General features: G+C 72.5%; 14 protein-coding genes. 8 read left to right on the plus strand and 6 right to left on the minus strand.

From position 1 onward, the window contains the following. Positions 1-4: 4 nt before the first annotated feature. Positions 5-1,159: a ferrochelatase gene (locus tag ACIPYQ_RS28540; RefSeq protein ID WP_401256530.1), complete on the minus strand. Its 1,155-nt coding sequence runs from the start codon at positions 1,157-1,159 to the stop codon at positions 5-7. Positions 1,160-1,330: 171 nt separating this feature from the next. On the opposite strand from ACIPYQ_RS28540, the gene ACIPYQ_RS28545 reads away from it, so the two are divergent. After that, on the plus strand, positions 1,331-2,596 hold the full coding sequence (locus ACIPYQ_RS28545; protein ID WP_361762407.1) for an MFS transporter: 1,266 nt from the start codon (positions 1,331-1,333) through the stop codon (positions 2,594-2,596). After that, positions 2,538-3,875, plus strand: coding sequence for a D-arabinono-1,4-lactone oxidase (locus ACIPYQ_RS28550; protein WP_401256532.1), 1,338 nt, complete (start codon positions 2,538-2,540; stop codon positions 3,873-3,875). The genes ACIPYQ_RS28545 and ACIPYQ_RS28550 overlap by 59 nt, the downstream gene beginning before the upstream one ends. A 23-nt stretch (positions 3,876-3,898) precedes the next feature. On the opposite strand, the gene ACIPYQ_RS28555 is transcribed toward ACIPYQ_RS28550, so the two are convergent. Beyond that, on the minus strand, positions 3,899-4,705 hold the full coding sequence (locus ACIPYQ_RS28555; RefSeq protein WP_401256534.1) for a hypothetical protein: 807 nt from the start codon (positions 4,703-4,705) through the stop codon (positions 3,899-3,901). Between the two features lie 521 nt (positions 4,706-5,226). Here ACIPYQ_RS28555 and sepH point away from each other — a divergent pair. Beyond that, positions 5,227-6,246, plus strand: coding sequence for a septation protein SepH (gene sepH / locus ACIPYQ_RS28560; protein WP_401256536.1), 1,020 nt, complete (start codon positions 5,227-5,229; stop codon positions 6,244-6,246). Between the two features lie 187 nt (positions 6,247-6,433). Here the strand turns inward: sepH and ACIPYQ_RS28565 are convergent, their stop codons facing one another. After that, entirely contained in the window at positions 6,434-7,279 is an 846-nt protein-coding gene (locus ACIPYQ_RS28565; RefSeq protein ID WP_401256538.1) for a sulfurtransferase, read from the minus strand. Between the two features lie 176 nt (positions 7,280-7,455). Here ACIPYQ_RS28565 and ACIPYQ_RS28570 point away from each other — a divergent pair, with 176 nt between their 5' ends. Next, positions 7,456-8,241, plus strand: a complete 786-nt coding sequence (locus tag ACIPYQ_RS28570) for a VOC family protein (protein ID WP_361762422.1) — start codon at positions 7,456-7,458, stop codon at positions 8,239-8,241. On the opposite strand, the gene ACIPYQ_RS28575 is transcribed toward ACIPYQ_RS28570, so the two are convergent. Beyond that, positions 8,238-8,378 carry a hypothetical protein gene (locus ACIPYQ_RS28575; RefSeq protein ID WP_401256541.1) on the minus strand — a complete coding sequence of 47 codons (141 nt, stop codon included), beginning with the start codon at positions 8,376-8,378 and terminating at the stop codon, positions 8,238-8,240. The two genes, ACIPYQ_RS28570 and ACIPYQ_RS28575, sit on opposite strands and share 4 nt — an antisense overlap. A gap of 260 nt (positions 8,379-8,638) precedes the next feature. Next, a complete protein-coding gene (locus ACIPYQ_RS28580) occupies positions 8,639-8,890 on the minus strand; it encodes an ACT domain-containing protein (protein ID WP_401256543.1) in 252 nt (83 codons plus the stop codon). Positions 8,891-9,163: 273 nt separating this feature from the next. Between ACIPYQ_RS28580 and ACIPYQ_RS28585 the strand changes: the two genes are divergently transcribed. Then, on the plus strand, positions 9,164-9,472 hold the full coding sequence (locus ACIPYQ_RS28585) for a hypothetical protein (protein ID WP_401256545.1): 309 nt from the start codon (positions 9,164-9,166) through the stop codon (positions 9,470-9,472). Positions 9,473-9,538: 66 nt separating this feature from the next. Continuing rightward, positions 9,539-10,600, plus strand: coding sequence for a M20 family metallopeptidase (locus ACIPYQ_RS28590; protein ID WP_401256700.1), 1,062 nt, complete (start codon positions 9,539-9,541; stop codon positions 10,598-10,600). A 316-nt stretch (positions 10,601-10,916) separates the two neighbouring features. Here the strand turns inward: ACIPYQ_RS28590 and ACIPYQ_RS28595 are convergent, their stop codons facing one another. Continuing rightward, on the minus strand, positions 10,917-11,474 hold the full coding sequence (locus ACIPYQ_RS28595) for a nitroreductase family protein (protein WP_401256547.1): 558 nt from the start codon (positions 11,472-11,474) through the stop codon (positions 10,917-10,919). Positions 11,475-11,903: 429 nt separating this feature from the next. Between ACIPYQ_RS28595 and ACIPYQ_RS28600 the strand changes: the two genes are divergently transcribed. Next, positions 11,904-14,495, plus strand: a complete 2,592-nt coding sequence (locus ACIPYQ_RS28600; protein WP_401256549.1) for a hypothetical protein — start codon at positions 11,904-11,906, stop codon at positions 14,493-14,495. Further along, a complete protein-coding gene (locus ACIPYQ_RS28605) occupies positions 14,492-19,183 on the plus strand; it encodes a DUF6603 domain-containing protein (RefSeq protein ID WP_401256551.1) in 4,692 nt (1,563 codons plus the stop codon). The genes ACIPYQ_RS28600 and ACIPYQ_RS28605 overlap by 4 nt, the downstream gene beginning before the upstream one ends. Positions 19,184-19,211: the final 28 nt, after the last annotated feature.

Raw genomic sequence — 19,211 nt, forward strand, 5'->3', positions numbered from 1 at the left:
CTTCCTACGCGTACGGACTGTCCACGCCCGCGGCGGCCGGCCGGGGGCCCCGCGCCGGGCAGCAGCCCACCGCGCACAGATCATGACTCTGGCCCAGCGTGCCGACCCAGCACTCCGCGGCCGGCTCCCCGCGCTCCTTGGCGGCCCGCTCCAGCACCAGCTCCCGTACGGCCCCGGCGAACCGCGGATCGGCGCCGACGGTCGCGGAGCGCGCCACGGGCAGGCCCAGTTCGGCCGCCTTGGCCGTGGCCTCGGTGTCGAGGTCGTAGAGGACTTCCATGTGGTCGGAGACGAAGCCGATCGGCACCATGACCACGGCGGGTGCGCCGCCGGCGTGCAGGGCCTCCAGGTGGTCGCAGATGTCCGGCTCCAGCCACGGGATGTGCGGGGCGCCGCTGCGGGACTGGTAGACGAGCTGCCAGGAGCGGGCGACTCCGGTCCGCGCGGCCACCTCGTCCGCGATCACCCGGGCGACGTCGAGGTGCTGCTTGACGTACGCCCCGCCCTCGCCGTTCCCGGTGTGGTCCTCGACCGGGCCGGAGGTGTCCGCCGCCGCGGTCGGGATGGAGTGGGTGGTGAAGGCGAGGTGCGCGCCGGCGCGCACCTCCTCGGGCAGCGCGGCGAGCGAATCCAGCACCCCGTCGATCATGGGCTCCACGAAGCCGGGGTGGTTGAAGTAGTGCCGCAGCTTGTCGACCCGCGGCAGCTCCACGCCCTCCTCGGCCAGGACGGCCAGCGCGTCGGCGAGGTTCTCGCGGTACTGCCGGCAGCCCGAGTACGAGGCGTACGCGCTGGTCGCGAGCACCGCGATCCGGCGGCGTCCGTCGGCGACCATCTCCCGCATCACGTCGGTCAGGTACGGGGCCCAGTTCCGGTTGCCCCAGTAGACCGGCAGGTCCAGCCCGTGCCCGGCGAAGTCCTTGCGCAGCGCGTCCAGCAGCTCGCGGTTCTGCCCGTTGATCGGGCTGACCCCGCCGAAGCCGAAGTAGTGCTGTCCGACCTCTTTGAGCCGCTCGCGCGGGATGCCGCGCCCGCGGGTGACGTTCTCCAGGAACGGCACGACGTCGTCGGGCCCTTCGGGCCCTCCGAAGGAGAGCAGCAGGAGGGCGTCGTACGGGGCGGCGGACCCGCCGGCGGGCGGGAGGAGCTGGTCTGACATGCGTCGAATCCTGCCACCCGGCGTCCTCCGCCGAGAAGCGGCCCGGCCACGACCTGCCCCGCGACATGGGTAAGGTGAACCTAAGTTCCAGGATCCGGAACCTTCCCCGTGCGGGTGCCCTGTAAGCGGTCGTAACCTGTATGGGCCCACGACGTCCCTTACGGAGGGCCCTTGCCCAGTCCCTATCGCGCCATATTCGCGGCCCCCGGCACCAAGGGGTTCAGCGCCGCCGGCCTCATAGGCCGGCTGCCGATCTCCATGGTCGGCGTGGGCATCCTCACGATGATCTCCGAGATCACGGGTCGCTACGCCATGGCCAGCGCGCTCACCGGCACACTGGCGCTCGCCGCCGCGGTCATCGGCCCCCAGGTCTCCCGGCTCGTGGACCAGTACGGCCAGCGCCGCGTCCTGCGTCCCGCGACCCTCATCTCCGTGGCGGCGGTCACCGGACTGCTGCTGGCGGCCGCGTACGGCCTGCCGGACTGGACGCTCTTCGTCTGCGCCGCGATCGCCGGCTGCGTGCCCAGCGTCGGCTCGATGATCCGGGCCCGCTGGACCGTCATCTACCGGGACTCCCCGCGCGAGCTGCACACCGCGTACTCCTTCGAGTCGGTGGTGGACGAGGTCTGCTTCATCTTCGGCCCGATCCTCGCCATCGGACTGTCCACCACCTGGTTCCCGGAGGCCGGGCCGCTGATCGCCGCCGTCTGCCTGATGGTCGGCGTGTGGCTGCTCACCGCCCAGAGCTCCACCGAGCCCGCACCGCACCCGCGCGACAAGACCGTGGAACGCACCTCTGCGCTGCGCTCGCCCGGCCTGCAGGTGCTGACGGCCACGTTCGTGGCGACCGGCGCGATCTTCGGCTCCATCGACGTGGCCACCCTGGCCTTCGCGGAGGAGCAGGGCAGCAAGTCCTCGGCGAGCTTCATCCTGGCCGTCTGGGCGCTGGGATCCTGTCTGGCCGGCATCGTCTTCGGCCTTCTTCATCTCAAGGGCCGGACAGAACGCCGTTGGGTACTGGGCGTATGTGCGATGGCCGTGAGTATGATCCCCCTCCTACTGGCCGGGAACCTTCCGATTCTGGCCGTGGCGCTCTTCGTCTCGGGCCTCGCCATCGCTCCCACGATGATCACCACGATGGCCCTGATCGAGGCGCACGTACCACACGCGAAGCTGACCGAGGGCATGACCTGGATCAGCACCGGCCTCGCGGTCGGCATCGCGCTCGGGTCCTCCGTGACCGGCTGGGTCGTGGACGCGGCCGGCGCGCGGACCGGGTACGTCGTCTCCATCTCGGCGGGGGTGGCCGCGGCGGCGGTGGCGTTCGCGGGATACCGCCGGCTGACGAGGCCGGCGCAAGGGGAGGAGCCCTCTAGCGATGGCGACGGCGACAGCGGGGACAGCAGGGAACAGCAGGCCGGCCACCACGTGGCATAACTGGGCGGGGAACGTCACCGCCACGCCGGTCCGCGTGGTGACGCCGGCCTCGGTCGGCGAGCTCCAGGAGACGGTCCGCCGGGCCGCCGAAGAGGGACTGCGGGTGAAGGCCGTCGGCACCGGCCACTCCTTCACCGCGGCCGCCGCGACCGACGGGGTGCTCGTACGCCCCCAGGCCCTGGCCGGGATCCGGGCCGTCGACCGGGCCGCCGGCACCGTCACGGTGGAGGCCGGCACGGTCCTGAAGGATCTGAACCGGGCCCTGGCCCGGGAGGGCCTGTCGCTGACCAACATGGGCGACATCATGGAGCAGACGGTCTCCGGCGCGACCAGCACCGGCACCCACGGCACCGGCCGCGACTCGGCCTCCATCGCCGCCCAGATCCGCGGCCTGGAGCTGGTGACCGCCGACGGCCGCCTGCTGACGTGCTCGGAGAAGGAGAATCCCGAGGTCTTCGCGGCCGCCCGGATCGGCATCGGCGCGCTCGGCATCGTCACCGCGATCACCTTCGCCGTGGAGCCGCTCTTCTTCCTGACCGCCCGTGAGGAGCCCATGGGCTTCGACCGGGTGACGGCGGAGTTCGAGGAGCACTTCGCGGAGAACGAGCACTTCGAGTTCTACTGGTTCCCGCACACCGGCAACTGCAACACCAAGCGGAACAACCGCAGCCAGGGCCCCGCCGCCCCGCCCGGACCGGTGAGCGCCTGGGTCGAGGACGAGCTGCTCTCCAACGGCCTCTTCCAGGTGGTGAACTCGGTGGGCCGCGCGGCCCCCGCCACCATCCCCTCCATCGCCCGCGTGGCCAGCCGCGCCCTGTCGGCGCGCACGTACACGGACATCCCGTACAAGGTGTTCACCAGCCCTCGCCGGGTGCGGTTCGTGGAGATGGAGTACGCCCTCCCGCGCGAGCGGGTGGTCGAGGCGCTGCGGGAGCTGCGCGCGATGGTCGACCGCTCGCGGCTGCGGATCAGCTTCCCGGTGGAGGTGCGGACGGCTCCGGCGGACGACATCGCGCTGTCGACGGCCTCGGGGCGCGAGACGGCGTACATCGCGGTGCACATGTACAAGGGCACCCCGTACCAGGCCTACTTCACCGCGGCCGAGCGCATCTTCACCGCGCACGGCGGCCGGCCGCACTGGGGCAAGGTGCACACGCGGGACGCGGAGTACTTCGCGCAGGTCTATCCGCGGTTCGGCGAGTTCACCGCCCTGCGGGACCGGCTCGACCCGGACCGGGTCTTCGGCAACGACTACCTGCGGCGGGTCCTGGGCGCCTGAGCTCCGGCCGGCGTCGCGCGGGGTCAGGGAGGGCTCTGCCGCGCCGCCGGCGGCGACGCGTCGGGGCTCGGCGGCGGGGTCGGCGGAGCGGGTGTCGGCGTCGGCGCCTGCTTTGAGGGGGAGGGCCCTGGCGTCGGTTCCCCGGAGCCGGAGGGGCTCGGGCCGGTGCTCGGACCCCGGCTCGTGCCCGGGCTCGGACTCCCGGGCGGCTGCGGGGAGCCCGGGGAGGTCCCGGACCCGGGGGTCCTCCCGCCCGTCCCGCCGCCCGCCGGCTCGTCCCGGGGCGTCGACGGCCGGTCCTGGCCCGCCTTGCGGGTGCCGCCGGAGAAGAGGGTGCCGCCGTCGCTGCTGACGGAGGTGCCGGCCATCGCCTCGTAGGTGCCGAGGCCTCCGATGGCGAGGACGAAGGCGGCGCCGGAGGCCACGGCGGTGCGCTTCCAGCCCCGTACCCGGGTGCCGTGCACGGTGGCCTCGCCGAACTCCTCGCCGAACTCCCCGGCCAGCGCGGCCGCGTGCGGCGCCGTCACGGCGCCGGCCGCCTCCCGCTCCTCGCGGGGCGGCGGCACCCGGCGGGTCCCGGTCCGGGCGCTCTCGCGCAGCTGGTCGCCGGTACGCCGGAAGAAGTGCTGGATGACGGGGCCGCCGGCGGTGGCGACGACGCTGACCACACCGGCGCCGAGGATGGTCCCGTAGACGCCCATCTTCGAGGCGAGCAGGGCCGCCGCCACGGTGGCGAGGGAGGAGCCGGCGACCTGTGCCGCGCTCAGGTCGAGCTTCTTCTTCTCCGGTGCGTTCCCGGCGTCCTGCGTCGTCTTCTGACCCGTCGGCATCCCGTGTGTGTCCCGCCTCTCCCGCTTCTCCTCTTCCAGCAGTTACTGACCGCTGAGCGAAGCAGATAGTTCCGTTTCTGGTGATTATGTGAAGCAAGACACCCGAAATCGGACGTCGGGTGCAGGTGGGACCCGACGGAGGGCAGCCCAACTCCCACCGTCCGGGAGAAGTTCGGCGGCGCGGCGGTCCACCCAGGTGGCCCGAATGGAGTACTGTGGCGAGCCCTGGGGCCGTCCTTCCTTTCGGATGTCCGGACTCGGGAGAGGGGGCCGGCTGATGGAAAACGGCACTCAAGACCGGTGATGCCGCGGTATTGCACGGGCTCCTGCTGCGCACAGTAACCGTTCGGTCACTGTGCGTGCCCAACAGGTAACCGTGCCATAACGGCGATCAAGGGCGCATGCCCGACACGCCGGTTTAACTCGGCAAGGTTGTGGCAGGCTGCACCCGGGCAGGCCACACTCGACTAGCGGAAGCAGCGACGCACGTGACGTCGGCAGGCACCACCCGGGAGGTCCCCATGCCCGAACTGCGTGTCGTGGCCGTCTCAAATGACGGCACACGACTGGTGCTCAAGGCTGGGGACAGCACGGAGTACACGCTTCCGATCGACGAGCGGCTGCGGGCTGCCGTCCGCAACGACCGTGCGCGCCTGAACCAGATCGAGATCGAGGTGGAGAGCCACCTCCGCCCCCGCGACATCCAGGCCCGCATACGGGCCGGTGCCTCCGCGGAGGAGGTCGCTCAACTCGCCGGCATCCCCGTCGACCGCGTACGCCGCTTCGAGGGCCCCGTGCTCGCCGAGCGCGCGTTCATGGCCGAGCGGGCCCGCAAGACCCCCGTGCGCCGTCCCGGCGAGAACACCGGGCCGCAGCTCGGCGAGGCCGTGCAGGAGCGGCTGACCCTGCGCGGGGCCGAGAAGGAATCCGTGCAGTGGGACTCCTGGCGCCGCGACGACGGCACCTGGGAGGTCCTCCTCGTCTACCGGGTCGCGGGCGAGCCGCACTCGGCGAGCTGGACCTACGACCCGCCGCGTCGGCTGGTCGTGGCCGTGGACGACGAGGCCCGTTCACTGATCGGCGAGTCGGAGGACCTGCCGGCGACGCCGGAGCCGAGCTTCCCCTTCGTGCCGAGGATCGCGCGGCTGCCGCGCGACCGGCCGCTGGACCGTGCCCTGGACCGGCAGCTGGAGCGGCCGGACAGCAGGCCTGCGCCGGACCCGGAGGAGGAGCGGGACACCCTGACGAGCCTGCTGGAGGCGGTCCCGAGCTTCCGCGGCGACATGGTGGTCCCCGACCGCACCGAAACCCCGGCGACGGAACCGGAGGCGGAGGAGCCGCCGGCACCGGCCGCCTCGGCGGGCGCGGGCTCCGCGTACGCGGACGTCCTGATGCCCCGCACGGTGGCGGGCCACCGCGACCGCCTGACGGGCACCACCGACCGCCAGGCCGAGGCCGACGGGGTCCGCCCCGGCCGGCGCGCGGCGGTGCCGAGCTGGGACGAGATCGTCTTCGGCACCCGCCGCAAGAAGCAGGAGTAGCACCGCCGCCGGTGCCTGAAGCGGCGGGCGGAACGGTACGGCGGAACCGGTGAGCGGGCCCGGTTGCGCCGGTGCCGGGCACACGCCGGGGCGGCTCCTCGGACGCCTACGTGACGAGGGGCCGGAGGGCCGGGCGGCATGCCGTTCGGCGCCCTGCGGGCCCGACACGCACCCGGCCCCGTCAGGACTACTGGGGGTCCGGGCCCGTGGCCACCGGCCGGGCCGGGTCCGAGGACCACTCCGACCAGCTGCCCGCGTAGAGGTCCGACGCGATGCCCGCCACCTCCAGGGCGAGGACCTCGTGGGCTCCGGAGACCCCCGAGCCGCAGTACACGCCCACCGGGCCGCCCTCGGACGCGCCGAGCCCCTCGAACCGGGCGCGCAGGGCGTGCGCGGGCAGGAAACGCCCGTCCGGCCCGACGTTCTCCGCGGTCGGCGCCGACAGCGCGCCCGGGATGTGGCCGCCGACCGGGTCGATCGGCTCGACCTCGCCGCGGTACCGCTCCCCCGCCCTGGCATCGAGGAGCACCCCTTCGCGCGCCCGTACGGCCGCCGCGTCCGCGTCCAGCAGCCCGACCGCACCCGGAGTTGGCTTGAAATCGCCTTCCTCGGGAGTCACCCGGTCGGCCGTCACTCCACCTCCTGCCGCCGTCCAGGCGGCCAGTCCGCCGTCCAGCACCCGCACGTTCGGGTGACCCGTCCAGCGCAGCAGCCACCACGCCCGGGCGGCCGCCCAGCCCTGGCCGCCGTCGTACACAACGACGGGCGCGTCCGCCGAGACGCCGGCCCGGCGCATCACCGCGCCGAAGGCCTCCGGGTCCGGCAGCGGGTGGCGTCCGCCGGCCCCCGGCGGACCTGCCAGTTCTCGGTCGAGGTCGACGTACACCGCGCCGGCCAGGTGTCCTTCCTCGTAGGCGGGCCGCTGGTCGGGGCCGCCGAGCTGCCAGCGGACGTCCAGCAGCACCGGCGGCCGGGAACCCGCCAGCTCGTTCCTCAGTTCGGCGGCGGAGAGGATCGCATGTTTCGCAGTCATGCCGGTCATCTTCCTCCCCACCCGGAACCGGCGTAACAAGCCCGTCATCGGCGGGGCGCACCGATCCGGTCAACTCCGCGCCAGGACCCCCCGATGCGGCGCGGTCGGGGCGCGCCGGGTCCTCCGGAGTGGAAGCATCAGCACCGGTAAGCGGTACGACGGAGGAGACGGCTGACATGTCCGAGGCAGCGGAAGCGACGCGGCGCACGCCCGGTACCCCGTGCTGGGTGAGCCTCATGGTGCACGGGCTCGGGACCACCGAGGACTTCTACGCCGATCTGTTCGGCTGGGAGTACGTACCGGGCCCCGAGCAGCTCGGCCCGTACGTGCGCGCCGTGCTGGACGGCCAGGAGGTGGCTGGGATCGGCGAGATGCCGCCGGACCGGCATCTTCCGGTGGCCTGGACGACGTACCTCGCCACGGACGACGCCGACGCGACCGCCGAATCGGTGCGTTCGTGCGGCGGCACGGTCGCGGTGGGCCCGCTGGACGCGGGCATCGCGGGGCGGGTGGCGATCTGCTCCGACCCGCTCGGCGCGATCTTCGGGCTGTGGCAGGCGCAGAGCCGCATGGGCACCCGGCTGCCCGGCGGGCCGGGCACCCCCGTCTGGAACGAGCTGGTCACCCAGGACACCTCGACGGTCGGCAAGTTCTACGAGCACGTCTTCGGCCACGAGGCGCTGGCGCACGGCGCGGCCACCGACGACTTCGACTACCTGACCCTCAACCTGGAGGGCCGGCCCGTGGCCGCGGTGCACGGCGTGGGCCGCTCGCTGCCGCACGACCGCGGCCCGCACTGGATGGCGTACTTCGAGGTGGCGGACACCGACGCGGCCACGGCCCGGGTCGCCGAACTCGGCGGACGCGTCGTCGAACCGCCCCGCGAGGGCCTGCGCGGCCGCCAGGCCACGGTCGCGGACCCGGAGGGCGCGGTCTTCACCCTCGTCCACTCACGCGCCTAGCCGGACCGGGGGTGCCGGTCGGGGGCGCGGGGAGCACCCGTGCGCGTGGGCCGACCACCGCCGGTCGCCCCGTTCTCGACGACGGCGAGCTGGTCGAGGCGCCGTTCCAGCGGGACCTGCGGGGCGGCTGCGAGCACGCCGTCCGCCGGGCGCAGCGGCAGTTATTCTCCCGGCTGAGGGGAAATTTCCTGCATCACGTCATTCCATTCATTGCAATCCGTCACGACTCTCGGCTAAACGCCCAGGCGCCCGAGGCAGGGTCTTCGACCGGACCGTCGATAATGCGCCAGTGGAGACTGACGGCCCTTCGCGCTTTCAAATCCATGAGAGGGGCGCAACGCGATCCGTGCGCCTCGTCCATATTCCGGCACGCGCTCGGGAGCGCCGGGCAGTCGGGTCAGAGGTCGACGCGGTGCCCTGTGGCGCGCAGGACGCCGGCGGCGTCCTCCAGCCGGTCACGGGGCACCAGGATCAGGTCGGCGTTGTACGTCGAGGCCACGAAGACGGGAACCCCGCCCTCGGCGAGCGGCGAGAGCAGCATGGCGAGCATGCCCGGCACGTCGAGACCGTGCGCGGTGTCGCCGCTGTAGAGAGCGGCCCATATCTCGCCGTCCACGACGGTCTCGCCGGAACTCCGCTCCCGGACCACCGTCAATCCTTCGGGAGCACGGACCAGAGAAATCCAGGGACCGGCCAGGGCAATTGCCGCGTCCTCCGCACGTTCGACCACAAAGGAACCATTGAGTACCCGCAGATGCTGGGGAGTCGCAGTAGTCATGGGTGCATCGTACGGACTTTCGCCTGTACATCGACACCCGAATTGACCAATCGGAGTCGGCGCCGGTGCGCGTATTACGCCCGGACCGACTTTGGGCCTCGGGACCTGCTGAACGACCTGGGCGCGCGCGGTGGAGCCGGCCCGATGACCACCCCCACGCCCCCTCCCCCGTACACTGCCGCCGATGTCGGCCGGCTGCGCCGCGCCGTCGAACTGTCGTACGCGTGCCCGCCGTCGACCACCGCCTTCTCCTTCGGCGCCGTGATCGTCGACGCCGACGGCCGGGAGCCGGCCTCGGGCATCCGCCGGGGCGTCATCGCCTGGCGCGAGCCGGACGTCTTCGTGACGGACTGCCAGGGTGCGCGCCTGATGCGCGAGTCCGGGGTGGAAGTGATCGAGATCCCCGCGCCGGCCGAGTCCGCCCGGGCGGCCCATGCCCACCTGCGCTTCTGAGAGGTCGCCGTGAAGACAACCACCCGCACCACCACCCGCACGCCAGGCCCCGTGAACGTCGACGCGATGATCGAAGACCTGAGGACCCTGGTCGAAGTCGAGTCGCCCTCGCGTGACGTGGAAGCCCTGACGGCATCGGCCAAGGCCGTCGCCGACGTCATCGAGAAGCACCTCGGCGGGCAGGCCGCCCTCATCGAGAGCCCATCCGGGCCCCACGTCGGCTGGTCCGGCGGCGGCGAGCCCAAGGTGCTCCTCCTCGGGCACCACGACACGGTGTTCCCGCTCGGCTCCCTCGAACGCCGGCCGTTCACGGTCGAGAACGGCCGTGCCACCGGCCCCGGGGTCTTCGACATGCTGGGCGGCATCGTGCAGGCCGTGCACGGCGTGGCGCTGCTCGACGACCGGTCGGGCGTCGAGATCCTGGTGACCTCCGACGAAGAGGTCGGCTCGCACGCCTCGCGGGCCCTCATCGAGGAACGGGCCCTCGCGTGCGGCGCCGTCCTCGTCTTCGAAGGCGCGGCCGAGGACGGGGCCGTGAAGACGGGCCGCAAGGGCTGCGGCACGTTCGAGGTCACGGTCAGGGGGCGGGCGTCCCACGCGGGCCTCGAACCCGAAGCCGGGGTCAACGCCCTGGTCGAAGCCGCACACCAGGTGCTGGACATCGCGGCGCTCGGACGCCCCGGTGCCGGCACGACCGTCACCCCGACCGTCGCGTCGGCGGGCACCGTGGACAACGTCGTGCCCGCCGAGGCGAGCGTCGTCGTCGACGTGCGCGTCGAGACGACGGAGGAGAAGGAGCGCATCGAGTCCGCGTTCGCGGCTCTGACGCCGCACCTCGACGGGGCGGAGGTCTCGGTCCGGGGAGGCATCGGCCGGCCGCCGATGCCCGAGTCCGCCTCGGCAGGCCTCTTCGCGCTGGCGCAGACCCTGTGTCCCGGCCTCGAGGGCACAGCGGTCGGGGGAGGAAGCGACGGCAACTTCACGGCCGCCCTCGGGGTGCCGACCCTCGACGGCCTGGGAGCGGTCGGCGGTGGCGCGCACGCCGACCACGAGTACCTGGTGGTCGATGCCATGGCCCAGCGGGCGCACCTCGTCGCCGGCCTGATCGACGCGATCCGGAACACGTAGGACCACGGACCACGGGGCGCCCGGCCCGGCCACGGTCACGGTGACCGGGAGCGCTGCCGGCGGCGACGTCCCTGCGCCCCGTCCGTCCGGGCACTGCCCCGTCGGGTGACGGACCGACCCGGGACGCCGTGTTGTCGAGCCGGCGTTCCTGAGCCGCTCCGACCAGGCCGCTCAACTGGCTCCGTGCCCCCACCGTCCATGGACGTCTGCGTGTTCAAAGGGCCCCTCCCGTCTGAGACGGGAGGGGCCCGGTGACAGCCGTTCCGCTGTTCCTTGAAAATCGCGCCGTCAGTTGCGGCTCAATGTCCTGCCGGCCTCACGTCGCCGCCGGCACGGGCCGGGAGGCGAGGGTGGAGATGCGGTCGGCGAGGTTCCCGATCCGCCGACGGGCCGGTGGTTCCGTGCCGTCGGGAGTGCCGATGTCCAGGGACCCCAGAAGCCGCTCCGTCGGTGCCAGACCCAGCAGATCGCGGGCGCCGGGGCTTTCGCACAGCCGACCGGTACGCCAGATGCTGCCGTACCCGCGCGAGTGCATCAGCAACATCAGTCCGTAGGCCATGGAACTCGCGGCGGCCATCTGCTCCCACTCGGGGATCTTGTGCTCCGCCGAGGGGCAGAAGACCAGCGCCGCCATCAAAGGTGCCCGCAACGCCTTCCGGGCTATGCGGTCCCGCTGCTCCGGCTCCGCCTCGCTCGCCAGGCATGCTCCAAGGGCTTCCCGGTCCTCCCCCCGCAGCAGGACCCAGCGCCACGGCCGAATGCCCCCGTGGTCGGGCGCTGCCGCCGCGCCGCCGAGAAGATAGGCGAACTCGGCATCACACGGGGCCGGTTCGTGCAGTAAGTGCCGACTGCGACGGGTCAGGACAGCAGTCATGACGTCCATGGTGCGACTCCTTGAATGATCGGTGTCATAAGAAAACCCGAGGCACCGGAGCCAGACGCGCGCAACGGTGCCACGGGAAGAGAATGCGCTGAGTGATCTTCGATCACAATGAGGTTTCGCCCTCCGCCTATCGGTCGCCAGGACCGGCATCCTCAACACCGGCTCACAGGGCCCCCGAGCCGACCGCCTGAGCCGGTCGGGAAAACGCCGTACGACGCGCGCAGGACCACCCGGCGGCCGGCCGCCGCCGGCGGCGGCATGCCGTCTCGTCTTGGTGTGGCGTTCCATCTCCTCCGAGCTCGCAAGAATATGGTCACATAGGCGGGTTGCCACATTTATGGCATATGACTTGACCTGTTCCTCCGGCCTCCTGAATGATCAGTGGCGGAGTCGCGCGGGACCACAGGCTGCGGGGTCGGTATGGCGGATGAGATCGTCGATCTGGTGCTCCTCCCGCACTGCGATCTGCACGTCGCGCTCACCGGCACGCCGCCGCTCACCCTTCGCGTTTTCAGGCGCACGGACAAACCCGGTGTCGTCGAGCCGTACACCCTCACCGAAGTACCGCGCGCCGACTGCACGTACGGGTTCATGGCGCCGTACCAGGACACCGGGCATCGGTTCGACGACGTGCCGACCGTCGACGCGAACGGCGTGGTGCAGCCCAAGGCTCCGGGCGTGTTCCTCTTCCAGCTGGGGGTCGGGGACTACTACCTGGTCGGCCGGCTCCAGGTGCACCGGCAGCTGGAGAACTGGTGGTTCGGGAACAACACCCTGACCACCGCCCTCGACCCCGCGTTCGGGCACGCGCTGCCCACCATCTACGCCCGGTTCAGTGACGACAACAACGCCACGGACCTCATCGGCGACATCAGCGGACACGGTTACGTGACGCTGACCTCGGAGAATCCCCAGCGGGTGGAGATCACCCCGCACGGACGGCTGCGGGGTCTGGTCGAGACGCCGCAGCCGCAACGGCCGGAGGATCCGCCCGACTTCGTCCCCGTCAGCGGGCGGCTCGGCACGTTCCCGGAGCGGAAGTTGCAGGTCGACGTCGCCGACTACCGCAAGGAGCGCTTCGTCCTCAGGGAGCACCAGCTGTGGCAGCACTCGGACGTCGACGAGATGCAGAACATCCTGATCCTCGCCGAGGGATTCGAGGGAAGCGCCGCCGACCGGGCCGCCTTCGACGAGGTGGCCCAGAAGACCAAGGCCCAGCTGTTCGTACAGCGGCGCCATGAGCCCTACGGCACGCTCAAAGAGCGGTTCAACGTCTTCAGCGCCTTCCAGGAGTCCTACGAACGCGGCATCACCTGCGGGAACCGGGTCACCGACACCCTGGACCCGGCACTGCCGAGCGGCACGCTGATCCCGTTCGAGAACACGGTCGGGCCGGTCCGTCCCGGCACCCCGCCCGAACGGCGCCCCTACACCATGGACCAGCTGGTGAGGAGGGTCGGACTGCCGCCGCGCATCGACTCCCGGACCACCGACCCGGTGCCGCTGTGGAGCGGCCAGCAGCTGCACGATTTCAAACCCGAACGGGTCAGTGCCAAGCTGCTCAAGGCCTGGAAGACGCACCGGTCCCTGGGCATCCTCCAGGCCAGGAACAGCTTCTTCGGCGTGATGATGGGCTACCGGCCGGCGGACCGGATCATCGGCCCCACGGAGCCGGTACGGGTTCCGGGCAACGACTCGGTGAGCGCCGACATGGCCGCCTTCGTCAAGCGCGTCTACGAGTTCTGGGACACCGGGGCCACCGGGATCCTCACGCTCGACCCGCGCCGGCACCCCCCGGAGCTCTTCGGCCCCGGCCGCACGAGCCCGCTGAACTCCGTCCTCACCTACGCGCGGGGACTGGGCTACGTGAACCAGCACCTGCACGTCCACGGCAACATCGGCCACGTCTGGGCACCGGAGGGCGAAGGGCTGCGGCGCAGCAGGGCGCTGATCGCGGTCGTCGCGTACGACTACCAGGGCCGCCCCGTCAACACCAACAGCCGCACCCTGACCCTCAATACGCTCGAGTGGGCCCCCAAAATCTTCTTCCAGTACGACACCACGTCCGACATCGACCCCGCTGTCATGCACCGCACCGTCCCCGCGCCCGACCTCGGGAAGTTCAAGCCCGGCCACATCGTCAACGTCGTCGCCCACGAGTTCGGACACACCTTCAACCTGGGGGACGAGTACGAGGATTTCCCCGACGACGGCGCGGGCAACGAGCCCGGAGACCTGCTCCACGACAACCTCACCCGACTCGGCCATGCCCGCCTGCACGCCGAAGGGCGGGACATCAACCTCGGCCGCGTCAAATGGCTGACGCTGCCGCGCATGAGGTACTCGGCACGGCTGCTCAGGGCGAGCGAGCCCAGCGGCAGCCCGCCGGGGATCAAGGTGCAGGTCGACCCGGGCCAGCTCGCCGTGTGGCGTGCGGTCCAGAAGGGCGGGCCGCGCGCGAGCAAGGTGTCCCTGCGGGACTTCAGCATCACGCAGTACGGCCGGCAGCTTCCGCTGTCCGGGGCGCTGCTGGAAGGCCTGGACGTCGAACCCGTCCAGGGTGACAGCGGAGTCCTGGTCCTGACCGGCCAGACCGGTCCCGCTCCGGTGTTCGGCGCCGGATCCGTGCTCTACGTCCCCCTCAGGGACGGTGCCGGCACGCCCCTCACCGTCGTGGACGGCCGTGTCCTGACCTTCCTGCGGCAGCACCCCGATCCGCTCAACAGCAACCTCGACCACAGCGTCCCGAGGGACGGTCCCGATACCCCGAAACGCATCGACGGCCTCGCCGCGAACGAGCTCCGCCGCACCCTGGTCGGCATCTTCGAAGGCGGGAACCACTACGCGGGAGCCCATTACCGGCCCGCCGGAGCCTGCAAGATGCGCAACGGCGCCGGCGTCGGGGACGCCGGGTCCTTCTGCTTCGTCTGCATGTGGCTGGTCGTGAACCGCATCGACCCGAGCCACCACGCCACGATCAGCCGCAGGTTCTACCCCGGGCGGGGCCGATGAGCCGGCCGGGCACGTTCGAGGTCCTGCTTGCCGAGATCGGCCTGGCGCTGGTCCCGCTGCGCTCGGCGCTCACCTCGCCGGAGAGCTGCACCGGGCTGCTGCGGGAACTCGGCTGGTACGCCGCGGAGATCCCGCAGCCCCTGGCGGCCCTGCGCGCCGGCGTGGACACCCTCACCGAGACCCTGGGCGGGCTGGTCGACGGGGGCTTCGGCGCCGACGACGTACCGCGTGTGCTCGGTGCGGTCCAGGCCCTGGTCGGCGGGATCCGGGCCATCGCCGGGGCCCCCGGCGAGGCGGTCCCGGAGCATCTGCGCGCGGACGGCTTCAAGGAGCACTTCCCGAAGCAGCTGATCGACCACCTGGTGATCGGCCATCTCCAGCGTCACCGCCCGGCCCTCGGGTTCGCGCTGCGTGCCCTCGGCGTGGTCAAGTCCCGCTACGTGCCCCCCGCCGGGAACCGCCCCGAACACACCCGCCTCACCCTCGACCTGACCGAGCTGCCCCGGGTGCTCACCGATCCGGCGGCCGTCCTGAAGGACGCCCACGGCTGGGGCGGGCCCGACTTCGACTACGCGGAGTTCGCCGACCAGCTCGACAACCTGCTGCTCTCCCTCGGTGCGCACACCAGCAGCGGCTACGCCGACGACTGGACCGTCCAGTCCGTCCACGGCACCGAGCTCCAGCCGGCCGAGCCGCCGGTGCCCCTGCTGCGCGCCGGCCTGCTGGAGCAGCCGGGCGACGGCGGGCAGGACGTCCACCGGGCCGAGATCCGGCTGCTGGAGCTGCCGTCCGACGGCGGCGGGCCCGGCGGTCTGGCCCTGCTGCCCTCGTACTCGGGCCGGCTCGGCGTACGGATCCCGCTCGGCGAGGATCTCGTGCTGACCGTGCGCAGCGAGCTCGACCTCCAGGGCGGGGTGGCCCTGCGGTTCCGGCCGGGGCAGCCGATCGAGACCGTGACCGGGTTCGAGGCCGGGGACGGCACCCCGGTACGTCTCGACGGTGCGGTGGAGGCCGTCGTCGAGCGCACGCGGACCGACGGCGACCCGGTCCTCCTGGTCGGGTCGGCCGACGGCACCCGGCTCCAGTTCCGCGGGCTCGCCGGTGGCGGCGGAGTGCGCCTGGACTCGGGCGGCGCCGACGTCTTCGCCGAATTCAGGCTGAACGGACTGGAGTTCGTGCTCAGTCCGGGCGATGCGGACGGGTTCGTCGCGACCGTCCTGCCCCGGGACGGATTCACCCTCGGCGCGGACCTCACCCTCGCGGTCTCCCACCGGGAAGGATTCACCTTCCGCGGCAACGCCGCCCTGGAGATCCGGATCCCGACCCGGCTGGAGCTCGGCCCCGTCCGGATCCAGGCCCTCAGCATCTCCGCCACGCCCTCCGGTGACGCCCTGCCGGTCGCGCTCGGCGCGACCTTCCGGGCCGCCCTCGGGCCGGTCCAGGTGGTGGTCGAGGACATCGGCCTCACCGCCCGGCTGGTGTTCCGGCCGGACCATGACGGCAACCTCGGCCCGGTCGACGTGGGCCTGGGGTTCAAACCGCCCAAGGGAGCGGGCCTCTCGGTGGACGCGGGCATCGTCAAGGGCGGCGGCTATCTGTCCTTCGACCCGGACCGCGGAGAGTACGCGGGCGCCCTGGAACTCGACTTCGCCGGGATCGTCGCCCTCAAGGCCGTCGGGCTCATCAGCACCCGCATGCCGGACGGCAGCCGCGGGTTCTCCCTGCTGATGGTCATCGCGGCCGAGTTCGGCGGCGGCGGGATCCAGCTCGGCTTCGGCTTCTCGCTGCTCGCGGTGGGGGGACTGATCGGCCTCAACCGCGGCATGGACCTTCAGGCGCTGGTCGCCGGCGTCCGCTCCGGCGCCATCGAATCGGTGATGTTCCCCAAGGACGTGGTCGCCAACGCGCCACGGATCCTCAGCGACCTGCGGGCCTTCTTCCCGCCCGAGGACGGCACCTTCCTCGTCGGACCGATGGCGAAGATCGGCTGGGGCACCCCCGCGCTGCTGCGGATCTCGCTCGGCGTCGTCATCGAGATCCCGCCCGGCAACATCGCCGTACTGGGGGTGCTCAGCTGCGTCCTGCCCAGCGAGCAGCTGCCCCTGGTGGTCGTCCAGGTCCAGTTCGTCGGCGCCCTGGAGGTCGACAAGTCCCGGCTGTGGTTCTACGCCCAGCTCTTCGACTCCCGCATCCTCAGCATCACCATCAACGGCGGGATGGGGCTGCTCGTCTCCTGGGGCGACGACCCCCAGCTCGTGCTCAGCGTCGGCGGCTTCCACCCCTCCTTCCGCCCGCCGGAGCTGCCCTTCCCGGTCCCCGAGCGGATCTCGGTGGACATCCTCAACCAGCCCGGACAGCTGATCCGGGTCTCCGGCTACCTGGCCGTCACCAGCAACACCGTCCAGTTCGGTGCCCGGGCCGAACTCCGGCTCGGCTTCGACGCCTTCGGCATCGAGGGCGGATTCTCCTTCGACGCGCTGTTCCGGTTCTCGCCGTTCGCCTTCGTCATCTCCCTCTCCGCCCACGTCTCGCTCAAGGCCTTCGGCGTCGGCGTGTTCGGCATCTCGCTCGACTTCACCGTCGAAGGCCCCTGTCCCTGGCGGGCCCACGGGCGCGGCTCCATCTCCCTGCTGTTCTTCGAGATCTCCGCCGACTTCGACATCGAGTGGGGCGAGGCCCACCACACCACCCTGCCGCCCGTCGAGGTCCTCGCCCTGCTGGAGAACGAGGTCCGCCGCACCGAGGGCTGGAGCACCCGGCTCCCCGAGGGCGGCACCCGCACCCTGGTCACCCTCCGGGACCTGACCGCCGCCGACGGGCTCGTCCTGCACCCGCGCGGCACCCTGTTCGTGGCCCAGCGGGCGGTGCCGCTCGACGTACGCGTGGACAAGATCGGAGGCCAGCAGGCGAGCGACGGGCAGCGGTTCCTCATCGAACCGGACCCGACCTGCAAACTCGTCAAGCTCTCCGACACCGGCGAGAAGTTCCCCATGGCCCAGTTCCAGGACATGGACGACGCCGCGAAGCTCTCCAGGCCCGCCTACGAGCAGCAGGACGCCGGAATCGAACTCGCCGCCGTGGAAGGGGTGCTGGGCGCGCCCCGGGTCGTGCGGCGCAGCGCCCGGTACGAGGCGATCGTGGTCGACCGGAAGGCGCGGGAGGTCAACCAGCCCGTGCCTGTGCCCGGGGACGGATCCGGGGCCGGGTCCGTCCGGACGGTGGCCGACGAGCCCGCTCCGCCGCGCGGGCGCAAGCTCGTCAGCGTGAGCCCCGCCGTCTTCGGGCGGCTGCTCGAAGGCAGCAGCACGAGCCGCTCGCCCCTCTCCCGCACCGACGCGCACCGCCGCCGGCCGCTGCCGCAGGAGCAGACGGTCCGGGCGGCCGGACAGCGGTACGTGGTGGCGCACACCCGCAACAACGCCCAGGCCTTCCCGCCCCAGCTCCCGGGCGCCCCGCTGCCGCCCGCCGCCGCCTTCCGGAGCCCCGCCGCCGCGGCCGACGCACTGGCCCGGTGGACCGACTCCGATCCCCGCCTGGCCGGGAGGCTGCACGTCATCCCGGTCTCGGACGCCCGGGAGCGGCCCCGGATCCCGGGGACCTGGACGGCGGCGGCCACGCCCGCGCCCGCCGCGGTCTTCGGCGCGGATCCGGTCCTGCTGGCCGGCGGGTCGGTGCTGCTCGCCGGAGGCGCCGACGCCACCGGGGCTGCGGTGGCCACGGCCGGCCTGTTCGATCCGGTGACCACCGCCTGGACCGCGGCCCCGCCGCTGCTCACGGCCCGCCGCGGCCACTCGGCCACCCGGCTCGCCGACGGTCGGGTGCTGGTCGTCGGCGGCTCCGGACCCGCCGGTACCGACCTGGCCTCCGCCGAGCTCTACGACCCGGTGGCCGGTGGCTGGCGATCCACGAACGAAGCCCCGTTGGCCGGACGCACCGACCATGCGGCCCTCCCGCTGCCCAAGGGCGGGCTGCTGATCGCCGGCGGCACCCGGGACGGCCGCACGCTGGCCTCGGCTGAGGTCTACGACCCGGTCCGCGACCGGTGGCGGGCAGCCGCGCCGATGACCGACGCCCGGTCCGGCCACCGGATGGTGCCGCTGCCCGGGGGCCGGCTGCTCGTCGTCGGCGGCGCCCTGGCCACCGGGGGCGGCAACGTGCCACTGGCCTACTGCGAGCGCTACGACCCGGACACCGACGCCTGGACCCCGGCCGCGAGCCTGCGCACCCCCCGTGCCGGACACCAGGCCACCGTCCTGGCGGACGGCCGGATCCTGGTCACCGGCGGCGACCCCGTCCTGCTGCCCGGCAACGGCCGGATCAGCGGGCGCAGCCCGGCCTCCGCGGAGATCTACGATCCGGTCGCCGACAGCTGGACGCCGGCGGCCGACATGCCGGCCGGGCGCGGCAGGCACCGGGCCGTGCGGCTGCCCACCGGCGAGGTCCTGGTCGTGGGCGGGACCAGTGGCCCCTCGGCCACCGCCGCCCACCGCGGCGTGCTGCGGTACCACCCGGCCACCGGCCGGTGGACCGCCACCGGCTCCCTGGACCGGGGCCGCGCGGACTTCGCCGCCCTCGTCCTGGTCGACGGCCGGGTACTGGCGGCCGGTGGGCTGGTCGCCGCCGGCCCGGCAGCCCCGGGCCCGGGCAGCGCGGTGACCACTGCCGGCACCGAACTCTTCGTCCCGTGAGGGCGACCCATCCCGTGACCCGACCGAG

The sequence above is a fragment of the Streptomyces sp. NPDC090045 genome (assembly GCF_044747975.1).
GTDB lineage: Bacteria > Actinomycetota > Actinomycetes > Streptomycetales > Streptomycetaceae > Streptomyces.

Bases quoted from the DNA above. Each gene is read 5' to 3' on its own strand.
- ACIPYQ_RS28540 (WP_401256530.1), bottom strand. From the start codon at position 1,159: ATGTCAGACCAGCTCCTCCCGCCCGCCGGCGGGTCCGCCGCCCCGTAC.
- ACIPYQ_RS28550 (WP_401256532.1), top strand. From the start codon at position 2,538: ATGGCGACGGCGACAGCGGGGACAGCAGGGAACAGCAGGCCGGCCACC.
- ACIPYQ_RS28555 (WP_401256534.1), bottom strand. From the start codon at position 4,705: ATGCCGACGGGTCAGAAGACGACGCAGGACGCCGGGAACGCACCGGAG.
- sepH (WP_401256536.1), top strand. From the start codon at position 5,227: ATGCCCGAACTGCGTGTCGTGGCCGTCTCAAATGACGGCACACGACTG.
- ACIPYQ_RS28565 (WP_401256538.1), bottom strand. From the start codon at position 7,279: ATGACTGCGAAACATGCGATCCTCTCCGCCGCCGAACTGAGGAACGAG.
- ACIPYQ_RS28570 (WP_361762422.1), top strand. From the start codon at position 7,456: ATGTCCGAGGCAGCGGAAGCGACGCGGCGCACGCCCGGTACCCCGTGC.
- ACIPYQ_RS28585 (WP_401256545.1), top strand. From the start codon at position 9,164: ATGACCACCCCCACGCCCCCTCCCCCGTACACTGCCGCCGATGTCGGC.
- ACIPYQ_RS28590 (WP_401256700.1), top strand. From the start codon at position 9,539: ATGATCGAAGACCTGAGGACCCTGGTCGAAGTCGAGTCGCCCTCGCGT.
- ACIPYQ_RS28595 (WP_401256547.1), bottom strand. From the start codon at position 11,474: ATGACTGCTGTCCTGACCCGTCGCAGTCGGCACTTACTGCACGAACCG.
- ACIPYQ_RS28600 (WP_401256549.1), top strand. From the start codon at position 11,904: ATGGCGGATGAGATCGTCGATCTGGTGCTCCTCCCGCACTGCGATCTG.
- ACIPYQ_RS28605 (WP_401256551.1), top strand. From the start codon at position 14,492: ATGAGCCGGCCGGGCACGTTCGAGGTCCTGCTTGCCGAGATCGGCCTG.